General features: G+C 66.3%; 18 protein-coding genes. 11 read left to right on the top strand and 7 right to left on the bottom strand.

The window, feature by feature from the left end:
* The first annotated feature begins 16 nt into the window (after window positions 1–16).
* Window positions 17–466, top strand: a complete 450-nt coding sequence (locus tag C8J40_RS04530) for a hypothetical protein (protein ID WP_132895992.1) — start codon at window positions 17–19, stop codon at window positions 464–466.
* A 78-nt stretch (window positions 467–544) separates the two neighbouring features.
* Here the strand turns inward: C8J40_RS04530 and queG are convergent, their stop codons facing one another.
* Window positions 545–1,699 carry a tRNA epoxyqueuosine(34) reductase QueG gene (queG, locus tag C8J40_RS04525; protein ID WP_132895991.1) on the bottom strand — a complete coding sequence of 385 codons (1,155 nt, stop codon included), beginning with the start codon at window positions 1,697–1,699 and terminating at the stop codon, window positions 545–547.
* A 44-nt stretch (window positions 1,700–1,743) separates the two neighbouring features.
* On the opposite strand from queG, the gene C8J40_RS04520 reads away from it, so the two are divergent.
* From C8J40_RS04520 to msrB, 4 genes are all read left to right on the top strand, one after another.
* Complete coding sequence (locus tag C8J40_RS04520) at window positions 1,744–2,670, top strand: ATP-binding cassette domain-containing protein (RefSeq protein ID WP_132895990.1); 927 nt, start codon at window positions 1,744–1,746, stop codon at window positions 2,668–2,670.
* Window positions 2,667–3,902 (top strand): ABC transporter permease, encoded by a 1,236-nt coding sequence (locus C8J40_RS04515; RefSeq protein ID WP_132895989.1) that lies wholly within the window; start codon window positions 2,667–2,669, stop codon window positions 3,900–3,902. Before C8J40_RS04520 ends, C8J40_RS04515 begins: the two co-directional genes overlap by 4 nt.
* Window positions 3,903–4,061: 159 nt before the next feature.
* On the top strand, window positions 4,062–5,300 hold the full coding sequence (locus tag C8J40_RS04510) for a cytochrome P450 (RefSeq protein WP_132895988.1): 1,239 nt from the start codon (window positions 4,062–4,064) through the stop codon (window positions 5,298–5,300).
* 61 nt (window positions 5,301–5,361) lie between these two features.
* Complete coding sequence (msrB, locus tag C8J40_RS04505; protein WP_132895987.1) at window positions 5,362–5,850, top strand: peptide-methionine (R)-S-oxide reductase MsrB; 489 nt, start codon at window positions 5,362–5,364, stop codon at window positions 5,848–5,850.
* 355 nt (window positions 5,851–6,205) lie between these two features.
* Here msrB and C8J40_RS04500 read toward each other — a convergent pair whose 3' ends face one another.
* The 4 genes from C8J40_RS04500 to C8J40_RS04485 form a co-directional block, all read right to left on the bottom strand.
* Window positions 6,206–6,829: a CHAP domain-containing protein gene (locus tag C8J40_RS04500; RefSeq protein WP_132895986.1), complete on the bottom strand. Its 624-nt coding sequence runs from the start codon at window positions 6,827–6,829 to the stop codon at window positions 6,206–6,208.
* Between the two features lie 137 nt (window positions 6,830–6,966).
* Window positions 6,967–8,844: a M1 family metallopeptidase gene (locus C8J40_RS04495; RefSeq protein WP_132895985.1), complete on the bottom strand. Its 1,878-nt coding sequence runs from the start codon at window positions 8,842–8,844 to the stop codon at window positions 6,967–6,969.
* Between the two features lie 197 nt (window positions 8,845–9,041).
* Window positions 9,042–10,484, bottom strand: a complete 1,443-nt coding sequence (locus C8J40_RS04490) for an MFS transporter (RefSeq protein WP_347812456.1) — start codon at window positions 10,482–10,484, stop codon at window positions 9,042–9,044.
* On the bottom strand, window positions 10,481–11,308 hold the full coding sequence (locus tag C8J40_RS04485; RefSeq protein ID WP_132895984.1) for an SDR family NAD(P)-dependent oxidoreductase: 828 nt from the start codon (window positions 11,306–11,308) through the stop codon (window positions 10,481–10,483). The genes C8J40_RS04490 and C8J40_RS04485 overlap by 4 nt, the downstream gene beginning before the upstream one ends.
* 130 nt (window positions 11,309–11,438) lie before the next feature.
* Here C8J40_RS04485 and C8J40_RS04480 point away from each other — a divergent pair, with 130 nt between their 5' ends.
* Window positions 11,439–12,227 (top strand): SDR family oxidoreductase, encoded by a 789-nt coding sequence (locus tag C8J40_RS04480; protein ID WP_132895983.1) that lies wholly within the window; start codon window positions 11,439–11,441, stop codon window positions 12,225–12,227.
* A 158-nt stretch (window positions 12,228–12,385) separates the two neighbouring features.
* On the opposite strand, the gene C8J40_RS04475 is transcribed toward C8J40_RS04480, so the two are convergent.
* On the bottom strand, window positions 12,386–14,641 hold the full coding sequence (locus tag C8J40_RS04475; RefSeq protein ID WP_056052149.1) for an NADP-dependent malic enzyme: 2,256 nt from the start codon (window positions 14,639–14,641) through the stop codon (window positions 12,386–12,388).
* A 429-nt stretch (window positions 14,642–15,070) separates the two neighbouring features.
* On the opposite strand from C8J40_RS04475, the gene mutS reads away from it, so the two are divergent.
* From mutS to C8J40_RS04460, 3 genes are all read left to right on the top strand, one after another.
* Window positions 15,071–17,650: a DNA mismatch repair protein MutS gene (gene mutS, locus C8J40_RS04470; RefSeq protein ID WP_132895982.1), complete on the top strand. Its 2,580-nt coding sequence runs from the start codon at window positions 15,071–15,073 to the stop codon at window positions 17,648–17,650.
* A 226-nt stretch (window positions 17,651–17,876) separates the two neighbouring features.
* Window positions 17,877–18,845, top strand: a complete 969-nt coding sequence (locus tag C8J40_RS04465) for a cation diffusion facilitator family transporter (RefSeq protein WP_132895981.1) — start codon at window positions 17,877–17,879, stop codon at window positions 18,843–18,845.
* A 65-nt stretch (window positions 18,846–18,910) separates the two neighbouring features.
* Window positions 18,911–19,354: a hypothetical protein gene (locus C8J40_RS04460; protein WP_165911364.1), complete on the top strand. Its 444-nt coding sequence runs from the start codon at window positions 18,911–18,913 to the stop codon at window positions 19,352–19,354.
* 121 nt (window positions 19,355–19,475) lie between these two features.
* Here the strand turns inward: C8J40_RS04460 and C8J40_RS04455 are convergent, their stop codons facing one another.
* Window positions 19,476–20,504: a polyprenyl synthetase family protein gene (locus C8J40_RS04455; RefSeq protein ID WP_132895980.1), complete on the bottom strand. Its 1,029-nt coding sequence runs from the start codon at window positions 20,502–20,504 to the stop codon at window positions 19,476–19,478.
* A 110-nt stretch (window positions 20,505–20,614) separates the two neighbouring features.
* Between C8J40_RS04455 and C8J40_RS04450 the strand changes: the two genes are divergently transcribed.
* A complete protein-coding gene (locus tag C8J40_RS04450; protein WP_132737208.1) occupies window positions 20,615–20,902 on the top strand; it encodes a chorismate mutase in 288 nt (95 codons plus the stop codon).
* A gap of 238 nt (window positions 20,903–21,140) precedes the next feature.
* Window positions 21,141–21,908 carry an AcvB/VirJ family lysyl-phosphatidylglycerol hydrolase gene (locus tag C8J40_RS04445; protein ID WP_132895979.1) on the top strand — a complete coding sequence of 256 codons (768 nt, stop codon included), beginning with the start codon at window positions 21,141–21,143 and terminating at the stop codon, window positions 21,906–21,908.
* Window positions 21,909–22,013 lie beyond the last annotated feature (105 nt).

Genomic DNA, 22,013 nt, shown 5'->3' with positions numbered 1-22,013 from the left:
CAAAAGGAGACGTTCGTTGCCCGCAACTGCTCGCCCTTTATGGATTTTGACAGCATTTCTAATTGCTGCATTTCCAATTCTAAGTTTTGTGTACTGGCCTCAGCTACTCCGCTCGGGCCGGTTGCAGCCGGACGGCGATAGTATTGGCGTACCGATGTATGGCAGCGCTCTGATCGCGATTATCGCGTCACCGTTCGTAATTGGCATCGCCGGTCTTTGCCTACGAAGATACAATCAGCCAGTTCGCCTGACCGCCTACAGGCGCGACCGACCTTTCCGAAGCGCTCTTGCGACGATCTTTTTTGGTGGTGCGGGATTCGTCCTGATGCTCGGTTCGATCGCCCAGCTTGTACACCCGCTTCCATGGTACGAATATCTATGGCCAGCGTACACGGCGCTTTGGGTCCCATGGATGTTCGGCTTGCGTGCCGCCTTCATTGAGCAAGACACCGTTGTTGTCGGTTAGGCGGCTGGGCTCAACCACGTTTTATCCCTGGCAAAAGCGGCCAGTCCGCTCTCCTCCTCAAGCCGGACGTGCCGAAAACTAGGCTTGATAGTCGGCGGCGACGCTGGCGGCCCATTCCGCGGTGACGTCCGGGTCGTGCTCCGAGGTCGAGAACCAGTTGCGTTCGCTGTGACAGCGCACGGCATCCAGTCGCCGGAGTGCCCAGATTGCGGCACCGCGCACCACCGGGGCTTCGTCGGCCAGCAGCTTTACGACAGGCTCGACCAGCTCCAGATCACCGCTGTTGCCCGCTGCGATGAGCGCGTTGCGGACCATCCGGTCGCGGCCGATGCGTTTGATCGGGGAGCCAGCGAAGACCTGGCGGAAGCTCGCGTCGTCCAGCGCGAGGATGTCCCCCAGTTCCGGCGCGACCAGTTCCGCGCGGGGGTGAAACGCGAGGTTCGCGTTGGCCGAGGCGGCGAATTTGTTCCAGGGGCACACCGCCAGGCAGTCGTCGCAGCCATAGATGCGGTTCCCGATTGCGGCGCGGAACTCGTGCGGGATCGGGGCGGCATGCTCGATCGTCAAATAGGAGATGCAGCGGCGGGCATCGAGCTGGAACGGCTTCGGGAAGGCGTCGGTCGGACAAGCGCTCTGGCATGCGTCGCAACTGCCGCAGGTGTCGACGCCACCGCGGTCCGGCGCCAGGTCGAGCGTCGTGTAGATCGCGCCGAGGAACAGCCAGCTGCCATGCTCGCGGCTGACGAGGTTGGTGTGCTTGCCCTGCCAGCCGAGGCCAGCGGCTTCGGCGAGCGGCTTCTCCATCACCGGCGCGGTGTCGACGAACACTTTCAGGTCGAACGGCGGCAGGTCGCGCCCCGCTTCTGCCGCCAGCCACCGGCCGAGCGCCTTCAACTGCCGCTTCACGACATCGTGATAATCCGGCCCCTGCGCATAGACCGAGATGCGCCCAACCCCACCCTCGTCCGCGAGCCGCAGCGGATCGTCCTTCGGCGCATAGCTCATGCCGAGCGCGATGACGCTGCGCACCTCGGGCCACAGGCCAGCGGGGCTTTCGCGGTGGTGCTTGCGCTCCTCCATCCAGATCATGTCGCCGTGGCGGCCGTCCGCAAGCCACTGATGCAGGCGTTCGCCCGCGCGCGGCGCCGCGTCGGCGTGCGCGATTCCGCAGGCGGCAAAACCCAATTCGGCCGCTTTGGCCTTAAGTCGGTGTTCCAGCTTGTCTTGCGCCACGTACGCCCGCTACCACGACGTCACCCTCGGGAGGAAGATTGCGCGTGAACGATGAATGGGCGGTCACCGCGAGCGGGATCGTGAAGCGGTTCGGCGATCGGCGCGTGGTCGACGGGGTGGACATCATGGTGCCGCGCGGCTCGGTGTACGGCGTGCTCGGGCCCAACGGCGCGGGCAAGACGACGACGCTGCGCATGCTGCTCGGGATCATCGAGCCCGACGAGGGATCGCGCACATTGCTCGGTTACGACAATCCACGCGATGCGAGCGACCAGGTGGGCTATCTGCCCGAGGAGCGCGGACTGTATCCGGCGATGAAGGCGCGCGAGGCGATCGCGTTCCTGGGGGCGTTGCGCGGGCTCGACTGGAAGACCGGGCGCGAGCGTGCGGTGGTGCTGATGGAGGCCGCCGGACTCGGACATGCGGTCGACGAGAAGATCCGCAAGCTTTCGAAGGGCATGGCGCAACTGGTGCAGTTGCTCGGCTCGGTGGTCCACCAGCCCGACTTGCTCGTGCTCGACGAGCCGTTTTCGGGCCTCGATCCGGTCAACCAGGAGCGGCTCGAGAAGCTGATCCTCGCCGAACGCGACCGCGGCGCGACGATCCTGTTCTCGACGCATATCATGAGCCATGCCGAGCGACTGTGCGATCGGCTGGCGATCATCGCCGGCGGCAAACGCCGGTTCGAAGGCACAGTCGCGGACGCACGGGGTATATTGCCGCAACGCGTCCACTACACGCCGCATCGCCCCGATCCGGCGATCCGCGGCGTGCTGCCATCGGATGCGGTTGCGGACGGGGATAGCTGGCGGTTCGAATTGCCGAATGAAGGGATCGAAAGCTTGCTCGTGAGGCTGATCGACGCGGGATACGGGATCTCGGGATTGTCGATCGAGCGCCCCGGGTTGCACGAGGCGTTTGTCCGGATCGTCGGGCAGCACGGCGATGTCGCGAAGGAGGACGCCGCATGACCCGCTTCCGTCGGACCTTGCGGCAGACCTTCACGATCGCGCGGCGCGATTTCATCGCCACGGTGTTCACGCCGATCTTCCTGTTGTTCCTGTTCGCACCGGTCATCATGGGATCGTTTGGCGCGATCGGCGGGCTGGGGGCGGCGAGCGTCAGCGGCGGCGCGCAGGACAAGACGCGGATCATCGCGATCGTCCCCGCCGCGACGTCGCGGCCAATCGCGGAGGCCGATACACGGCTGCGCGGCATGTTCCGCGACGACGAAGCGCCCCCAGGGCTGACCACCGTCGCGCCCTCGGCCGACCCGGCGGCACAGGCGCGCGCGGCGTTCGAGACGAAGGATATCGACGCGTCCGCAGTTCTCTACGGCCCGCTCAACGCGCCGCAGATCCTGTACGGGCCGCGCGGCGCGAGGTCGGCGGACTATCTGGGAATGCTCGCGCAGACGACTCTGGCGGCGCAGAAGCTCGGCGGCACGCTGCCGACGATCGCCGCGACCAAGACGCAGATCACCCGCTCGACCACCTCGGTCGGCGGCCAGCACCAATCCGCCTTCTTCGCGGTGTTCGGGATCTTCTTCCTTACGCTGTTCCTCTCGGGGCAGGTCGTCGGCACGATGGCCGAGGAACGCAACAACAAGGTGATCGAGGTGCTCGCCGCCGCGGTGCCGCTCGAGTCGGTATTCTTCGGCAAGCTGATCGGCATGTTCGGCGTGGCCGTGCTGTTCGTCGCGTTCTGGGGCACCGTCGTGACGCAGATCACGTCTCTGATGCCCGCCGCCGCTGCGGTGGCGCTGGGCGACCTGACGCCCGCGGTCGGCGCGCCGATGTTCGCGCTGCTGTTCGCCGCGTATTTCAGCATGGCGTATCTGCTGCTGGGCTCGGTGTTCCTCGGCGTCGGTGCGCAAGCGTCGACGATGCGTGAAATCCAGATGCTGTCGCTGCCGATCACGATCCTGCAGGTCGCGATGTTCGGGCTGTCCTCGGCGGCGGTCTCGCACCCCGGAAGTTGGATCGCCACCGCCGCCGAGCTTTTCCCGCTGTCGTCGCCATTCGCGATGGCGGGTCGCGCGGCGAACTCGCCCGAACTTTGGCCGCACGTGGCGGCGCTCGCGTGGCAGGCCTTGTGGGTGACGATCTTTATTTCGGTCGGGGCTCGGCTGTTCCGAAGGGGCGTGCTGCAATCGGGCAGCGCGCGGCCGTTCTGGCGGCGGAAGGTTAAGGCGGCGGCATAGCCGTTCTCCTGCGAACGCAGGAGCCCAGTGTAACGAACGCCATCCCCCGCGGTCCTGGGCTCCTGCGTTCGCAGGAGAACATGAGACTAACTACTGAGCGACCCTATTGACATGGGTGTCAGCTAGGCCTTTTCTATGGTAAAACACGGGAGAGAGACGATGGCGACTCTGGTAAGAGACGTGGCGCAACAGACGGTCGATCCGCTCGACGTGAGCCGCGCCGAACTCTACCGCGACGATCTCTGGCAGGCGCCGTTCGCCCAGCTCCGCGCCGAGTCCCCCGTCCATTACGTCGAGCATTCCGACTACGGCCCCTACTGGTCCGTCTCGACCTACAAGGGCATCGTCGAGGTCGAATCGCTCCCCGATCTCTATTCTTCCGAAGCCGGCGGGATCACGATCGCCGATTTCGTCGCCGAGCGCGACGTCCGCATGCCGATGTTCATCGCGCGCGACCGCCCCGTGCACACCGGTCAGCGCCGCACCGTCGCGCCCGCCTTTACGCCTAGCGAGATGACGCGGATGTCGAGCGATATCCGCAGGCGTACTGCCGCGATGCTCGACAGCCTGCCGTGGAACACGCCGTTCGACTGGGTCGACACGGTCGCGATCGAACTCACCACGCAGATGCTCGCGATCCTGTTCGACTTTCCGTGGGCGGACCGACGCAAGCTGACCCTGTGGTCGGATTGGGCGGGCGATATCGAGATCGTCAAGAACGAGGAGCTGCGCGGTCAGCGGCTCGCGCACATGTTCGAATGCGGCTCGTATTTCAAAAACCTCTGGGACGCGAAGATCGACAAGGCGCCGACGCCCGACCTGATCTCGATGATGATCCATTCGGACGCGATGAGCCACATGGATCACAACGAGTTCATCGGGAACCTCATCCTGCTGATCGTCGGCGGCAACGACACAACGCGCAATTCGATGTCGGCGCTCGCCTACGGCCTCGACAAGTTCCCCGAGTCGCGCACGAAGCTGGAGGCGGATCCCGGGCTGATCCCCAACGCGGTGAGCGAGATCCTGCGCTGGCAGACGCCGCTCGCGCATATGCGCCGCACCGCGACCGCCGATGCGGAATTGATGGGGCAGCAGATCAAGGCGGGCGACAAGCTCGCGCTCTGGTACATCTCGGCGAACCGCGACGAGAGCATGTTCGGCGACGATGCGGACTCGATCGTCGTCGATCGCCCGAACGCGCGGCGGCATCTGGCGTTCGGCCACGGCATCCACCGCTGCGTCGGCGCACGGTTAGCCGAAATGCAGATTGCGATCCTGCTGGAGGAGATGGCCGCGCGGCGGATGCGGATCAACGTGCTCGCCGAACCGACGCGGGTCGCGGCGTGCTTCGTCCACGGCTATCGCACGCTGCCGGTGGAAATCAGTAAATACTGAGGCTCGGCGTAACCTTATCGGGTGGTTCGACCGTACCTATATCCGAACCATGGAGACGAACATGACCCAGGACCGCCGCGCTTTCCTCACGCTCGCCGGAGCAGGCGTCGCCGGCTTTGCGCTCTGGGGATGCTCATCGCAGCCCGCGCAGGCCGCCGAGCGGTTCGAGGTGACGCTGACCGACGCGCAGTGGCGCAAGAAGCTGTCGCCCGACGCGTATAACGTGCTCCGCAAGGATGGTACCGAAGTCCCGTATTCGAGCCCGCTCAACGCGGAGCATCGCGCGGGAATCTTCTCCTGCGCCGGGTGTGCATTGCCCAACTATTCGTCGAAGACCAAGTTCGAGAGCGGTACCGGCTGGCCGAGCTTCTGGCAGCCACTGCCGAACGCCGTGCGGACGCGGGTGGATTCGACGATGGGGATGGCGCGGACCGAGGTCCATTGTCGGCGGTGCGGCAGTCATCTCGGCCACGTGTTCGATGATGGGCCGAAGCCGACGGGGAAGCGTTACTGCATGAACGGCGATGCGCTGACGTTCAAGGCCGCTTGAGGGCGTTCATTTGAACGTGCGCGGCGCGTAGCGGAACTGAGCAGGTAGCGTGTTCCCCCGCGAAGGCGGGGGTCCAGACTGGGCTCCCGCCTTCGCGGAAGAACAAGAAGCTAAGCAGAGCAGTGATCTGCCCTAAAGCGCCGCCCCGGCAAGGCCGGGGTCCAGTTGGGGGACGTCGCTAATGGAGGTAGCGGTCTGTTACCGCGACCTTTCCAACTGGGCCCCGGCCTTCGCCGGGGTGGTGTCGTTAGGATAAGGTTGGCGCGCTGAACCGTTGAAGTGTGATCGGCAGCGGGACTTCGAGTGTAGAACGTGGACTGTCGCGAACGTCAGGCATCACGCGGAGGTAAGAACCTCAGTTCGCCTCGTTCACCAGCGTGAAGATCCCGCGCGGATCGGTCGGGCCGTGCTGGATCGTCGCAAGCTGAGCGGCATTGGCGCGCTGCGTTGCAGACACGGTGTGGTTCGCACTCGCCATCTGGAACGAACGCTGCACCGGCGCATCAAGCGTATCGCCAGCAGGCGCGTGGCCCGAATAGATGAAGCCCTTGGTCGGATAGGCCGAGGTGCCGAGGTCGCCCTGCGGGCCGTACCACACCTTGACCATGCTCCAATCGCCAGCGGCAGAAACGTCGACTGCGCGGACGTTGGTCTCGATCGCGCCGGGGCGCGACCAGTTGGCATGCGTAAGGAGGACTTCGCGGTCGCTGACGACCTTCGAGACCATTGCGACATGGCCGACGCGCATCCGCGAGGTCGGCGAGAAGGCGAGGACCGACCCGGCCTTCGGGGTGTGGCCACGCTCGTAGCGACCCTCGGCCTGGCTCCACCAGGTGTTGGCGTTGCCGCGGATTTCGATCCCCGAAACCGAGCGAGCGAACGTCACGCACTGCCAGAACTGAGCCGCAGCAGGGGTGGCCGTCATCAGGCCGCACGATACCACCAGCGCAAAACGCGCTGCTAACGCCTTGAAATTCATCGAGACCCCCCGGCCAAAACCCGTTTGTCGCATTCTGGCTACGGGAGGTTCGATTTAATTGGAACCCGTGCGGGAACCATATCCGACGAAGCGTGTTACCGCGCCGACCAACGCCCCGAATGGGCGCTCAGGGCGGCTCAGTTCATGAGTTTCCAACCGGTTATGCGGTCCACGGTGACCTGCGTGACCGCGTGATAGCCCGGCCGCGCCTTGCCGTAGATGTCCATCGCCAGCTTGTGGCCCCAGTCGCCCGAGTCCATCATCTGCTGGAACAGCGGCGCGACGAATTTCCGCCGGCCCTGCGACGTCAGGAACTGCTCGGCCGAGGCATCGGCCGGCTCATAGTGATTGGCGAGCGCGAGTTGCAGCCAGGCGAAACGAATCTCGGCGTTGCCCGTCGTGTTCCAGCCGAACGCGGTATCGAGCGTCTTCAACCGCTCGATCGGGAGTTTGCGCGGCAATTGCGTGATGAAGCGCGTGATCTCCTGCGTTGTAGCCTTGCCGGGCACGCCCGAGACGGGACCGCCAGCCGCATACGCCTTTGCCGCCGCGTCGACCGCGGGGAACGCCGCGGACGTCACATGCACCGCGTTCGCCGGGATACCGGGTTGGTAGACCCAGGCATCGACGCCGATCGTCTTGGCTTCGGCGGGGGTGAGCAGCTTCGATTTGAGGTCGGCGAGGAAGCCGGCGCTGGTCTGCGGTTGGAAGGCGTGGCGGTCGAAATAGCTGCGCAAATACGCGTCCCACCGCGCACGGCCGACCTGCTTCTCGATCGTGCGGAGGAAGGCTGCGCCCTTGTCGTAAGCGATCTGAGTCATGCCGTCGTCGGGATCGCGCGACGCGTCGAGATCGAGGTGGAGCTGCGTATCCTTCGCGGCGGGGCCACCGGCGTCCTTCACCGCGGCGAGCATGTCGGTCCAGGCGAGGTCGGCCTCCATGTCGGCGCGGCGCTTGCCGTAGAGCGCCTCCATGATCCGGTTCTCGAAATAGCTGGTGAAGCCTTCGTTGAGCCAGAAATCGTCCCACGTCGCGTTCGTCACGAGATTGCCCGACCAGCTGTGCGCGAGTTCGTGCGCGATCAGCGAGACGAGGCTGCGGTCGCCGGCGATCGCGGTCGGCGTGGCGAAGGTGAGCGTCGGGTTCTCCATGCCGCCGAACGGGAACGACGGCGGCAGGACCAGCACGTCGTAGCGGCCCCAGCGATACGGGCCGTACAGCCCTTCAGCGGCGGCGACGAACTTCTCGAGCTCGCCGAATTCATACGCGGCCTTGGGCAGGGTCGCGGGTTCGGCCCAGATCCCGGTGCGCGGCCCGGTCGACTTGAACGCGATGTCGCCGACCGCGAGCGCGATCAGGTACGGCGCGACGGGCTTGTCCATCTTGTACTGGAACGTGCAGCGATCCGCGACGCAGGTCGGCTTGCCGGTCGCGAGCCCGCTCATCACCGCGGTGAGTTGCTTGGGGACGGCGATCTTGGCCTCCCAGGTCTGGCGGATGCCGGGGGAATCCTGTGTCGGAATCCAGCTGCGGTTGAGGATCGCCTCGCCCTGGCTGAACAGGAAGGGCTGCGTCTTGCCCGCGGTCTGCGCAGGGGTCAGCCACTGCAGCGCCTTCGCGTCAGGCGACGAGGCGTAGGCGATGCGGATTTTCCTGGCGCCGTTAAGCGTGACCGTCAGCGGCGCGCCGTGGATCTTGTCGACCGCGCCGACCTGATAGGGGAGCGGCTTGCCGGTCGCGTCGGTGATGTTGACGATCTTCAGCCCGTTGTCGTCGAGCACAAGTTTCGCGCCCGGTTTCGCCAGGATGTCGAGCGTGGCGATCCCGCGGATGACGTGCGTGTCGAAGTCGGCGGCGAGATCGAGCGCGACATGCGTGACGCGCGCCTCGGCGGGGCGGGCATAGCTATGCGGGTCGTGCGCGTCGGGGGTGGTGAGGACGGGGGCGATCGTCTGCGCGACGGCGGGGGATGCGAGGACGAGCGTCAGGGCGGTGGCTAGTGCGGGGATGCGCATGGGAACTCCGATGTCGCCGTTCCTCGATATCGGGAAGGCCAGGCCTCGGTCCTACCGTGGTGTCTCTGGCGCTGGAAGGGACCTGATTACGGCGGGCGCGTTTACAGGCTGCACCAAACAAATCCCGTCATCCTGACGAAAGTCAGGATCCAGAGCCGTAAAGGACAGCCGTTCGTCACTCTGGATCCTGACTTTCGTCAGGATGACGGAGGAAATTGCGCCGATGTCGTTGCCAGTCGCGCCAACCGCGCCTCATGCTCCACCCGCCCGAATGGAAAGCGCGAGAAGAAGAACGCAGAGACGCACGCCAGCACGATATAAAGGCCGGCGTAGATCAACGTCAGCCGGTCGATCGTTCCCACCGGGACCGTCCCCGGCATAGCCTTGGCCGGGAACCCCGCCACCGCGAGAATCATCCCCGCGAAGAATATCCCGATCCCGCTGGTGCATTTCTGGACGAAGAACGACCCCGCGAAGAACACCCCTTCCGATCGCCGCCCCGTCTTCGCCTCCGAATCCTCGACCACGTCGGCCATCATCGAGGCGCCGAGGATGAACCCGGTGACGTTCGACGCAGTGCCGAGGATGAAGAACCCGAACAGCATCGGCAGCAGCGATGGATCGCCGACCTCCGGAAACACGCCGAGCATCCGCAGCCAGTACGGCGACGTGTTGAGCGCCGCGCCGAGCAGCACCGCGCCCATCGCCGCCTTGGGTTTGCTCCCCGTCCTGCCGAGCCGGGGCGCGGCGAGGAACGCGAGGAACACGCCCGAGAACAGCGCGATCGTCAGATAGACGAACACCGGCCCCTTGAAGCCCCACACATAGGTGTAGAGGTAGTTCGACATCGCATAGCTGATGCCCTGGATCGTGTACGCGCACACGCCCGCCGCCATCAGGATCGCGAACGCGCGGTTCTTCACGGTCTGGCGCAGTTCGGCGAAGGACTCGCGCAGGGTCTGCTTGACGATCGGCGGGTTGGGTAGATGTTTGATCTCATGGTGCGTGCCGAGCGCGGAAACGAGGATCGCGACGCCGATGAACAGCGCCCCCGCCAATGCGAAGCCGCCATAGCCGGCACGGTTGAGCAGGCCGTTCGGGAACGCCGCGGTCGGTGCAAGAAAATACTGGTACGCCGACAACAGCATCAGCAGCCCGCCGACCCAGCCGAACAGGTAGCGATATGCCATGATCCGCGTCCGCTCGTCATAGCCCGACGTGAGTTCGGGGGTCAGCGCGACCGACGGCACCTCGTAGCAACTCACCGCGCTGCGCACGATCACCGCCATGACGAACAGCCAGATCAGCGTCTGCGGCTCTGACATGATCGCGGGCGGATTCCAGAGCAGCAGCCATCCGATCATGATGGGTAGCGCGGACGCGTACATCCACGGATGCCGCCGGCCCCATTTCGTCCGCGTACGATCGGAGAAGAAGCCCACCGCCGGATCGACGAACGCATCGATCAGCAGCGCCATCATGATGACGAGGCCGACGGTGGCGGACGGCAGCCCCACCACCTGGTTGTAGAACAGCAGCAGGAACGTACCGAACCCGGCGTCCTTCACCCCGTACGCGACCGCGCCGAAGCCGTAGCTCGCCATCGTGCCGTTGGAGAGGCGGCGGGCGGGTGCCGTCACTTCAGTTTGTCGAGCAGCGCGAACAGCGAAGGTTGCGCGGGGTCCCAGCTTGGCCGCGTGCCGATCGTCATGCCGCCATCGACGAGGATGTGCGTGCCGGTGATGAAGCTCGCGTCGTCGCTGGCAAGGAACGCGACCGCGGCGGCGATGTCCTCGCTGGTGCCGGGGCGGCGGATCGGCTGTGCGTCGGCGGCGATATGCGCGATCATCGCGTCGGCCTGCGACGTCTTGGCGGCGTCGAGTTCGAGCGTGCGCGTGAAGATGTTGGTGACGATGAAGCCGGGCACGACCGCGTTCACGCGGATCTTGTGCTGCGCGAGATCGGCGGCGGCCTGCTTGGTGAGGTGGAGCACGCCGGCCTTGGCGGTGGAATAGGCGGTCGGCGCGTAGCCGGTGCCTAGCGCGGACACCGACGAGGTGTTGACGATCGCGCCGCCGCCTCGCTTGGCCATCCGCGGTGCTGCGTAGCGGATGCCGAGCGCGACCGAGCGGAGGAGGAGTGCCTGGGTGCGGTCCCAGTCCTCAGGCGAAATCTCGCCGATCGGGTCGCGCGAGCCGCCTGCGCCGGCGTTGTTGAACAGGATATCGAGCCCGCCTGCGTCGTCGGCGGTCTGCATCAGCGCCTCGATATCGCCCGCCTGAAGCACGTCGGTACGCTGGAACAGGATACGGCCGCCGGACGCGTCGGCGATCGCGTGGCCGCCTGCCTCGTCGATGTCGCCGATCAGGACGGTGGCGCCTTCGTCAGCGAGTCGGAGTGCGGTCGCCCGGCCGATGCCGGACGCACCGCCGGTCACGACGGCACGCTTGCCTGAAAACCTCACACGCTCTCTCCTAGTTTTTGGCGAGCATAGTACGGGCTTTGCACTCGTCAATGATGGCTGGTTCGAAAAACGGGTTTGCGGCGGGCGGCGCTCGGCGATACCAAGCGGGCAAACATTCGGAGGATGCGTGATGGATACGACCAACCTGTTCCGGCTCGACGGCCGCGTCGCGCTGATCACCGGCGGCAGCCGCGGGATCGGCAAGATGATCGCCGCCGGCTTCATCGCGCAGGGGGCGAAGGTGTATATCTCGTCGCGCAAGACCGATGTGTGCGAGGCGGCTGCGGCGGAACTCGGGCCGAACTGCATCGCGTTGCCGCAGGACGTCTCGACCGTGGCGGGGTGCAAGGCGCTCGCCGCTCAGTTCGCCGAGCATGAGTCGAAGCTCGATATCCTCGTGAACAATGCGGGGGCGGCGTGGGGCGTGCCGTTCGAGGAATTTTCCGAGGTCGGCTGGGACAAGGTCATGGACCTGAACGTGAAGTCGCCGTTCTTCCTGACGCAGGCGCTGCATGCGGCGTTGAAGGCGTCGGGCTCGCGCGAGAAGCCGGCGAAGGTGATCAACATCACGTCGATCGACGGCCAGCGGCTGAACCCGTGGGAGACGTACAGCTATCATGCGTCGAAGTCGGCGCTGATTTATCTAACCAAGCGGATGGCGGCGCGGCTGGTGACGGACTCGATCAACGTGACCTCGATCGCGCCGGGGGCGTTCGCGAGCGACATGAACAAGGCGGCGCGCGATCATGGGGACGCGGTGGCGCAGGGGATCCCGGCGAAGCGGGTTGGGGTGGACGAAGATATGGCTGGGGCGGCGATTTACCTGGCCAGCCGCGCGGGGGATTATGTGATTGGGGAGACGATTACGGTAGATGGCGGCTTGGTGCACGCGTCGCTGGGGACGAGCATCGACGCCTGAGCTAATTCCCTCGCCCCTCCGGGGAGAGGGAGGGAGCAGCCGCTTGGCTGCGGAAGGGAGAGGGGCTTTGGGACGAACCGTCCCGAGCCTCACGCCCCTCTCCCTTCCCACGGCAAGTGCCGCGGGCCCCTTCCCTCTCCCCGTAGGGGCGAGGGAGTTTAACGCGCGATGCCGCCTGCCGCGAGCACTGCCAGGGTTACCAGTTCGCTGGCGGTCGACGTCATCGGCGCGACCTGCACAGGCTTTTCCATCCCGATCAGCATCGGGCCGATGACCGAGTCGCCGCCGAGTTCGCGCAGCAACTTTGCCGAGATATGCGCCGACTGGAGCCCCGGCATGATCAGGACGTTCGCCGGGCCGGAAAGCCGCGCGAACGGGTAGTTTGCGAGCTGCTTCGGATTCAGCGCAACATCCGGCGCCATCTCGCCCTCATACTCGAACCCGACCTTCCGGCCATCCAGCACCGTCACCGCGTCACGGATATTGTCGAGCCACTCCCCCTTCGGATTACCGAAGTTCGAATAACTCAGGAACGCCACGCGAGGCTCATGCCCCATGCGACGCGCGACCGCCGCAGTCTGCTCGGCGAAGTCGGCCAGCTGCTCGGCGGTCGGACGCTCGTTGACCGTGGTATCGGCGATGAACACCGTGTGGCTCTGGCCGACGAGCAGATGGATGCCGAACGGCGTCTTCCCCGCGGCGGGATCGATCACGCGATAAATCTGGCGCATCGTCTCGCCGTAGGTGCGGGTGATGCCGGTGATCATCGCGTCGCCTTCGCCGAGCTGGAGCAGCAGCGCGCCGAAAATGTTGCGGTCCTGGTTGACCATCCGTTCGCAATCGCGGCGCAGATACCCGCGACGCTGGAGCCGCGAATACAGGAAGTCGACCATCCGCGGCACGAGCGGCGAGACGCGGCTGTTGTGGAGCTCGAAGCTCTCCGGATCGGTGACGCCGAGCGCGCGCAACCGGTCGGGCACGTCGTCGCGGCCGACCAGCACCGGCGTGCCGTAGCCGCCTTCCTTGAACGCGATCGCCGCGCGCAGCACGACTTCCTCCTCGCCCTCAGCGAAGATCACGCGCTTGGGATGCGCGCGCGCGCCTTCGTACGCCATCGACAGGACCGAGGTGGTCGGGTTGAGGCGCGCGCGCAACGAATGGCGATACGCTTCGATATCGAGGATCGGCTTGGTCGCAACGCCCGAGGCCATCGCCGCCTTGGCGACCGCGACGGGGACGACTTCCATCAGGCGCGGATCGAACGGTGCCGGGATGATGTACGCCGGACCAAAGCTATGGCTGACGCCGTACGCGGCCGCGACTTCCTCAGGTACGCGTTCGCGTGCCAACTCCGCAATCGCGTTGGCCGCAGCGATCTTCATCGCGTCGTTGATGCCGGTCGCGCGGACGTCCAATGCACCGCGAAAGATGAACGGGAAGCCGAGCACGTTGTTGACCTGGTTCGGATAATCCGAGCGGCCGGTCGCGACGATCGCATCGGGGCGCGCGGCCATCGCGAGTTCGGGGCGAATCTCCGGCTCGGGGTTGGCCATCGCGAAGATGATCGGCGCGGGGGCCATGTCCTTGACCATCTCCGGCGTCAGCGAGCCCGCCGCGGAGAGGCCGAGGAACACGTCGGCGCCGACCAGCGCCTCGGTCAGCGTGCGCGTTTCGGTCACTGCGGCATGTGCCGACTTCCACTGGTCGACGCCCTCGCGGCCCTGGTAGATCACGCCCTTGCGATCGCACAGGATGACGTTGTCGCCGCGCACGCCCATCGCCTTGACGAGTTCGGTGCAGGCGATCGCCGCCGCGCCCGCGCCGTTGACGACGATCTTGACCTCGGAGAGTTTGCGCCCGGTCAGCAGGCACGCGTTGATCAGCCCGGCGGCGGTGATGATCGCAGTGCCATGCTGGTCGTCATGGAAAACGGGGATGTTCATCCGCTCGCGCAGGGCCTGCTCGATGATGAAGCATTCGGGCGCCTTGATGTCCTCGAGGTTGATCCCGCCGAAGGTCGGCTCCATCAGCTCGACCGCGTCGATAAAGCGGTTCACGTCCTCGGTCTTCAGCTCGATGTCGATCGCGTCGACGTCGGCGAAGCGCTTGAAGAGCACCGCCTTGCCTTCCATCACCGGCTTGCTCGCGAGCGGCCCGAGATTGCCCATGCCGAGGATCGCGGTGCCGTTCGAGATCACCGCGACGAGGTTACCCTTCGCGGTATAGTCATAGACGGTCGCGGGATCGTCGTAGATCGCCTGCACCGGCACCGCGACGCCGGGCGAGTACGCGAGCGCGAGATCGCGCTGCGTCGCCATCGGCTTCGACGCGATGATCTCGATCTTTCCCGGACGGCCTTCCGAATGGAAGAGCAAGGCTTCGCGTTCGGAGAATTGCAGCGTTTCGTCGGACATGGGCGGGGCCTCGCGCGGTCGTTAGGTTTGGAAGACCTTCTAGGCAGGTGGTCGCCGTTCGTCACCCCGGACACTTCGCCCATGCCGGTACCGTCGCGAAAACTGCACCACCCCGGCGAAGGCCGGGGCCCAGTTGGGGGACGGACTTAGCGAAGGGTGGTCCATCGTTACTCCGACCTTTCCAACTGGGCCCCGGCCTCCGCCGGGGTGGTGATGGTGCGGAGGCAGTAACAACTCCTTCTCCCCCTCGGGGACAAGGTGGCGCGCCTGCGCCGGATGAGGGGTGGTTGGGGTGCGGACCCGAGCCTCACTCCCCCTCACCCTCCCACGCTGCGCGCGGGTCCCTCCCTCTCCCCGAGGGGAGAGGGGTTTTACGGGGCGTGGCTTTTCGCTACCCGCACCGTGATGTCGCACCCCGCCCCTACCCCCATGATGACGCAGTATCTCGGCCTGAAGGCGGAGGCGCAGGATTGCTTGCTGTTCTACCGGATGGGCGATTTCTTCGAACTGTTCATGGACGATGCGCGGATCGCGGCGGGGGTGCTCGACATCGCGCTGACCGCGCGCGGCGAACATGAGGGCAAGCCGATCCCGATGTGCGGCGTACCCGTGCACGCGGCGACGGTGTACCTCCAACGCCTGATCAAGGCGGGGCACCGGGTGGCGATCGCCGAGCAGGTCGAAAGCCCGGCAGAGGCGAAGGCGCGCGGCGGATCGAAGGCGCTCGTCGCGCGGGCGATCGTGCGGGTGGTGACGGCGGGAACGCTGACCGAGGAGGCATTGCTCGACGCTCGGAGCGACAATTGGTGCGTGGCGATCGGCGAGGCTGGCGGATCTGTGGCGATCGCCGCGGCGGACGTTTCGACCGGGCGGTTCGAGATCATCGAGGTTGCGGGCGACGCGGTCGAGGCGGAACTCGCGCGGCTCGGTGCGGCGGAAGTGGTGGCTTCGGAGGCTAGCGCCTTCGAGGAGGCGGCTACCACGCTGCGACCGAAGATCGACTTCGACAGCGGCGCGGGCGAGGCGCGGCTGAAGCGGGTATACGGCGTGGCGACGCTCGACGGCTTCGGGCAGTTCGGGCGCGCGGGGCTGGCTGCAGCCGGAGGGCTGGTCGCGTATCTGGAGCATAATGCGAAGGGCGCGATGCCCTTCCTCCGCCCCCCGCGGATCGGCCGAGCGGCGGAGACGATGGCGATCGACGCCGCCACGCGCGAGAGCCTGGAGCTGACCTGCACCACCGGCGGCGTTCGGAAGGGCAGTCTGCTCGACTCGGTCGACCGGACCGTGACGGGCGCCGGCGCGCGGTTGCTCGGCGCGGACCTCGGTGCGCCATTGATGGACAAGGCGGCGATCGACGCGCGGCTCGACTTGGTGCGGCTGTTCCACGACGACCAGGCGGCGCGCGAGCGGTTGCGCTCGACCTTGCGCGCACTGCCGGACATCGGCCGCGCGCTCGGGCGGCTGGCGGCAGGACGTGGCGGCCCACGCGATCTGGGGCAGTTGCGCGACGGGCTGGACGGGGCGTGGAGCCTTGGCGAGCGGATGGATGCGATCGTCGACCCGCCGGTGCTGCTCCGGGACATCGCGCCAAGATTGCGTGGACACGGCGCGCTGATCGACCTGCTCAAGCGCGCGCTGGTGCCGTCGCCATCGATCGAGGCATCGGACGGCGGGTATATCGCGGCGGGCTATGACGCGGCGCTCGACGACCTGCGCGATGCGGGCGCTGGCGGGCGGCGGGCGATCGCCGCGCTGGAGGCGGAGTTCCGCACCGCGACCGGCGTCACCGCGCTGAAGATCCGGCATAACGGCGTGCTGGGCTATCATGTCGAGGTGCCGGCGCGGGCGGCGGATCCTTTGATGAAGCCCGAGAGCGGTTTCACGCATCGGCAGACTCTCGCGGGCGTGGTCCGCTTCAATACCCCTGCGCTGCACGAAGTCGCGGCGAAGGTGTCGCAGGCCGGCGCGCATGCACTGGCGGCGGAGGCGGCGCATCTCGAGGAACTGACCGCGCAGGCTCTGGCCGGGCGCGAGGCGATTGCGGCGACCGCAGATGCGCTTGCACGGCTCGACGTCGCGGGGGGGCTGGCGGAGCGCGCCGCAGAAGGCGCCTGGGCGCGGCCGTCGCTGGTCGATCACGCGTGTTTCGAGATCGAGGGCGGCCGGCATCCGGTGGTCGAGGCGGCCGTGGCGAAGTCGGGCGACCGGTTCGTCGCCAACGACTGCAATCTGTCGGAGAGTTCGCGACTGTGGCTCGTCACCGGCCCAAACATGGGCGGTAAGTCGACCTTCCTCCGCCAGAATGCGCTGATCGCCGTCCTCGCGCAGGCCGGTTCGTACGTGCCCGCGACCAAGGCCACCCTGGGGCTGGTCGACCGCCTGTTCAGCCGCGTCGGTGCGTCGGACAACCTTGCGCGCGGCCGCTCCACGTTCATGGTCGAGATGGTCGAGACCGCGGCGATCCTCGCGCAGGCGACGCCGCGGTCGTTCGTGATCCTTGATGAGGTCGGCCGCGGCACTTCCACCTATGACGGCCTCGCGATCGCTTGGGCGGTGGTCGAGGCGATCCATGAGGACAATCGCTGCCGCTGCCTGTTCGCGACGCATTACCACGAGCTGACGCGGTTGGCGGAGCGCTGCGAGGCGCTGTCGCTGCACCACGTCCGCGCGCGCGAGTGGAAGGGCGAGCTGGTGCTGCTCCACGAACTCGCCGACGGCCCGGCGGATCGTAGTTACGGACTGGCCGTCGCGCGGTTGGCGGGGATGTCGCCGGTGACGGTGGCGCGTGCGAAAGCCGTGCTGGCGAAGCTCGAGGCCGGACGCGCGAAGACTGGCGGGATCGCGGCGGGGCTGGACGACTTGCCGTTGTTCGCGGCGGCGGCGCAGGTCGAAGAGGTGGCGTGCGATGTGTTGCGCGAGGATCTGGCGAAACTCGATATCGATGCGATGAGTCCGCGCGATGCGCTGGAGGCGCTCTATCGGTTGAAGGCCCTCGCGAACGAGGGGTGATCCTTTCCCCGTGCCGGGCCCTTCGGCTTCGCTCACGGGAGCCTCGTTCCGGCATCCACTGTTCCGCACATCCGAAACAGGTAAGTATGCGGTACGGTGGGCCCCGGCCTCCGCCGGGGTGACGGAGTGGGAGGGGACAGGGCGCAACCGACTAAGAATGCGCGCGTCCTAGTATCTCATGATACCTCGATGCTAGGCGGCGGCCGGATTTAGCGGAGCGCGGGCCTTGGGCGGACATCATCACGGGCATTCACACGATCACGGCCACGCGCACGCGGGCCACGGCGGAGGCCATTCCCACGGCGGCCATAGCCACGCCCCAGCCTCGTTCGACCGCGCGTTCGCGATCGGGATCGGGCTCAACATCGTGTTCGTCGCGGTCGAGGCGATCGTCGGTCTGCGGATCGACTCGGTCGCGCTGCTCGCCGACGCCGGGCACAATTTGTCCGACGTGCTCGGGCTCGTCGTCGCCTGGGGTGGGACGATGCTGGCGCGCACTGCGCCGACCAAGCGCTTCACCTACGGGCTGAAGGGCTCGACGATCCTCGCCGCGCTGACCAACGCGCTGCTACTTCTGGTCGCACTCGGCGCGATCGTGCTGGAGGCGTCGCAGCGTTTCTCCGATCCTGCCCCCACCGCCGGCCTGACCGTCTCGATGGTCGCCGGCGTCGGCATCGCGGTCAACGCGATCACCGCCTGGATGTTCGCGCGCGGACGCAAAGGCGACGTCAACATCCGCGGCGCGTATCTCCACATGGCCGCCGACGCGCTGGTCTCGGCGGGCGTGGTGATCGCGGGTATCGTGATCTGGCGTACCGGCTTCACCTGGATCGATCCGGCGGTCAGCATCGTCATCGCCATTCTCATTTTCTGGCAGACCTGGGGCCTGCTCCGCGAGACCGTCGAGATGTCGCTGTCTGCCGTCCCCCGGGGAATCGAGTTCGATCATGTCGACGAGGCATTGTGCGGCCTGCCCGGCGTCACCGAGATCCACGATCTCCATATCTGGCCGATGAGCACCACCGAGCCCGTCCTCACCGCGCATCTGGTCATGCCGGGCGGGCATCCAGGCGATCAGTTCCTCAGCGATGCGCGGACGATGCTCCACGACACATTCGGGATCGGCCATGCGACGTTGCAGGTCGAGACGGGCAGCGGCCATGATTGCTCGATGGCGAACGCGGCGACCGTCTGAGTCTGGCGGTTTGAACTTTTCCGGTGCGGCACGGGTTACCCTGTCACGCATCAGGAGCAAAGTTCATGAAAAAGCATCTTATAGCAGCGTTGATGTCGGTCGCCGTCGCAGCGCCGGCGATGCTGCCGACCGCCGCGACCGCCCAGCGGTACGATGACCGCCGCGACAACAACGACCGTCGCGACCGTGATCATCGCGACCGTGACGACCGTCGCGGTGGCGATCGCAACTGGCGTGGCGACGACCGCAACTGGGATCCGTCGAACAGCTACCGCGACGGCAAGTACCGCGAGCGCCGCCTCGGCCGTAACGACCGGATCTATCGTGGTCGCGATGGTCGCGCTTATTGCAAGCGCAACGACGGCACGACCGGTCTGGTGATCGGTGCACTCGGCGGCGGCGCACTGGCGAACCTGATCGGTGGCGGCACGCTCGGCACGCTGGCAGGTGCCGGTGGCGGCGCACTGCTCGGCCGCTCGGTCGACCGCGGCAACGTGAAGTGCCGCTGAGCCCTAACCGGTTCTAGAAACAACGGCGGCCGAGCGATCGGCCGCCGTTTTTGTATCTACGAAATATGCCGTTCGTGCTGAGCGAAGTCGAAGCACCATCGCTCAGAGCGAACGAAAGGGTCTAGTAGGCGCGGGCGACCGCAAATTCGACCGCTTTGATCATCGCATCCTTGGCGTCGCCGTTTGCAAAACCGGCGATCGAGTCGATCGCGCGCTGGCCGTAATGCCGGGCTCTCGCAAAGGTGTCGTCGACCGCGCGGGTCGAGCGGATCAGGCGGATCGCGTGCTGGAGGTCGGCGTCACTGTCGCGGCGACCCTCGACCGCGTCCTTCCAGAACGCGCGATCCTCGGCCGAGCCGCGCGCATAGGCCAGGATCACCGGAAGCGTCATCTTCCCCTCGCGGAAATCGTCGCCCGCGTCCTTGCCCATCGTGTCCGCATCCGAGACGTAATCGATCGCATCGTCGACCAGCTGGAAGGCGATACCGAGGTTGCGGCCATAGGCATCGAGCGCGGCCTCTTCGGCTTCGGGGCGTTCGGCGACGACCGCGGAAATCCGGCAGGCGGCGGCGAACAGCGCGGCGGTCTTCGCGCCGATGATGTCGAGATACCGCTCTTCGCCGAGTTCGACGCGGCGGGCGGCGGTCAGCTGGTTGACCTCGCCCTCGGCGATCACCGCGCTGGTCGACGACAGGATCTTCAACGCCTTGAGGCTGCCCGCCTCGACCATCAGTTCGAAGCTGCGGCTGAACAGGAAATCGCCGACCAGCACGCTGGCGGGGTTGCCCCAGATGATGTTGGCGGTGCGCTTGCCACGACGCAGGTCCGAGCCGTCGACGACGTCGTCGTGGAGCAAGGTCGCGGTGTGGATGAACTCGACCGCGGCGGCGAGCAGGTGATGCTGCGTCCCCGAATAGCCGATCAGCTGCGCACTCGCGAGCGTCAGCATCGGCCGCATCCGCTTGCCGCCGCCCGCGATCAGATGACCGGCGAGTTCGGGGATCAGCGGAATCTCGGACTCCATCCGGCCGCGGATCACCGCGTTCACCTGGTCCATATCGCCCGAGACGAGCTTGACCATCGGGTCCAGCGACGGCTGGGACTCGGGATTGGGACGTACGGTTTCGAGGCGGTGGACGGTGGCGCTCATCTTCCCGAGCCTCTGCCGCCTATGCCCCGGCAAAGCAACCCTTGGTGCCCCTTGCCGTTCGTCGTCCGCGCCCGCAAAAGGCGCGGCGAACCAATGAAAGGGTGCTTCGCGTGGCTGACGAACTGCTGAACGGATACCGCCAGAGCATCGACAATATCGACGCGGCGCTGATCCACATGCTCGCCGAGCGCTTCAAGGTGACGCAGGCGGTCGGCCGCCACAAGGCGACGCACGGCCTGCCGCCCGCCGATCCGGGTCGCGAGGAACGCCAGATCGCCCGGCTGCGGCAGTTGGCGACCGACGCGCAACTCGATCCCGAATTCTCGGAAAAATTCCTGCGCTTCATCATCGACGAGGTGATCCGCCATCACGAGCGCCTCGCGCACGATCCGGGGTGAGGCGGGAGACCACGACCAAAACGTGTCCAAATGCCTCGCCTTCAAACTACCGCGTCGGCGAAATTCACGCTCCACCGAAACCTACCACCCCGGCGAAGGCCGGGGCCCAATTGGGGGACGGTAATAACGAGGCGCGGCGCGCCGTTACGACCACCCTGCCAGTTGGGCCCCTGCCTTCGCCGGGTGGAGCTTCTCAAACAGGCATTTTGGCGCGCGGACAGAGTGCGATACGGCCAAAATGCGTGACGAAAACGTCATGTCTGCTCCACGTGCCGATCATCCGGTCGGGCGCAATCGGTTGCAAATGATGTGGTTTCGCCGATCCTTGCTCGCTTTTGCCGTATTCGGGCTCGCCGCAGTCGGCTTCATGGCCTGGCTCGGCTATTTCGGTGGACCTGTGTTCGCCGACATCACGCCGACCAAAGCCCAGCGCCGCTATGCGGTCGTGTTGCTGAGTGGCGACCTCGGGCTGAAGATCGGCATGGCGCCGGAGATCGCGCGGCGGCTGGCCACAGACGGCGTGCCGGTGGTCGCGGTCAACACGCTGACCTATCTACGCAAAACCCGGACACCCGCGGACATCACCACGCTGATCGCGCGTGCCGAACAGCGCGCGTTGCGGCTCGGCCATACCGACCAGGTCATCCTGATCGGCCAGTCGTTCGGCGCAGACATGCTCCATGTCGGGCTGGTCGGACTCCCTCAGCCATTGCGCGCGAAAATCGCCCGCGTCGCGCTGATCGTGCCCGAGGACAACGTCCAGTTCCGCGCCTCGCCCAGCGAGGTGTTCGATCTCTGGACGCCGACCACGCCGGCGCTGCCGACTGCGCGCCACCTCACCTGGGCGCCTCTGCTGTGCGTCCAGGGCGTCGTCGAGACGAATAGTCTTTGCCCGCTGTTAACGCAGGCCAATGCAAGACGCGTCGCGCTGCCCGGTGGGCATCCGCTTCACCGCGACGCCTATGCGCTCTACGACGTGATATGGCGGTTCGTCTCCGCAGCTTGAGGATCGATTGATGGTTGCTGCACTGTTGGCGCTCGCGATGATCGCGGGAAGCCCCGCTTCCCCGTCTCCCGCCCCCGCGTCTCCCGCTCCCCCGTCTGCCGCTCC

The sequence above is a fragment of the Sphingomonas sp. PP-CC-3A-396 genome, from assembly GCF_004343105.1.
GTDB lineage: Bacteria > Pseudomonadota > Alphaproteobacteria > Sphingomonadales > Sphingomonadaceae > Sphingomonas.
The sequence above is the reverse complement of the archived record's forward strand: the minus strand, read 5'-3'. Positions and strand labels throughout refer to the sequence as shown.

Coding starts and splice junctions, on each gene's coding strand:
- C8J40_RS04455 (WP_132895980.1), bottom strand. CDS start 20,504: ATGAGCGCCACCGTCCACCGCCTCGAAACCGTACGTCCCAATCCCGAG.
- C8J40_RS04500 (WP_132895986.1), bottom strand. CDS start 6,829: ATGAATTTCAAGGCGTTAGCAGCGCGTTTTGCGCTGGTGGTATCGTGC.
- mutS (WP_132895982.1), top strand. CDS start 15,071: ATGATGACGCAGTATCTCGGCCTGAAGGCGGAGGCGCAGGATTGCTTG.
- C8J40_RS04510 (WP_132895988.1), top strand. CDS start 4,062: ATGGCGACTCTGGTAAGAGACGTGGCGCAACAGACGGTCGATCCGCTC.
- C8J40_RS04515 (WP_132895989.1), top strand. CDS start 2,667: ATGACCCGCTTCCGTCGGACCTTGCGGCAGACCTTCACGATCGCGCGG.
- C8J40_RS04445 (WP_132895979.1), top strand. CDS start 21,141: ATGCGTGACGAAAACGTCATGTCTGCTCCACGTGCCGATCATCCGGTC.
- msrB (WP_132895987.1), top strand. CDS start 5,362: ATGACCCAGGACCGCCGCGCTTTCCTCACGCTCGCCGGAGCAGGCGTC.
- C8J40_RS04495 (WP_132895985.1), bottom strand. CDS start 8,844: ATGCGCATCCCCGCACTAGCCACCGCCCTGACGCTCGTCCTCGCATCC.
- C8J40_RS04475 (WP_056052149.1), bottom strand. CDS start 14,641: ATGTCCGACGAAACGCTGCAATTCTCCGAACGCGAAGCCTTGCTCTTC.
- C8J40_RS04460 (WP_165911364.1), top strand. CDS start 18,911: ATGAAAAAGCATCTTATAGCAGCGTTGATGTCGGTCGCCGTCGCAGCG.
- C8J40_RS04480 (WP_132895983.1), top strand. CDS start 11,439: ATGGATACGACCAACCTGTTCCGGCTCGACGGCCGCGTCGCGCTGATC.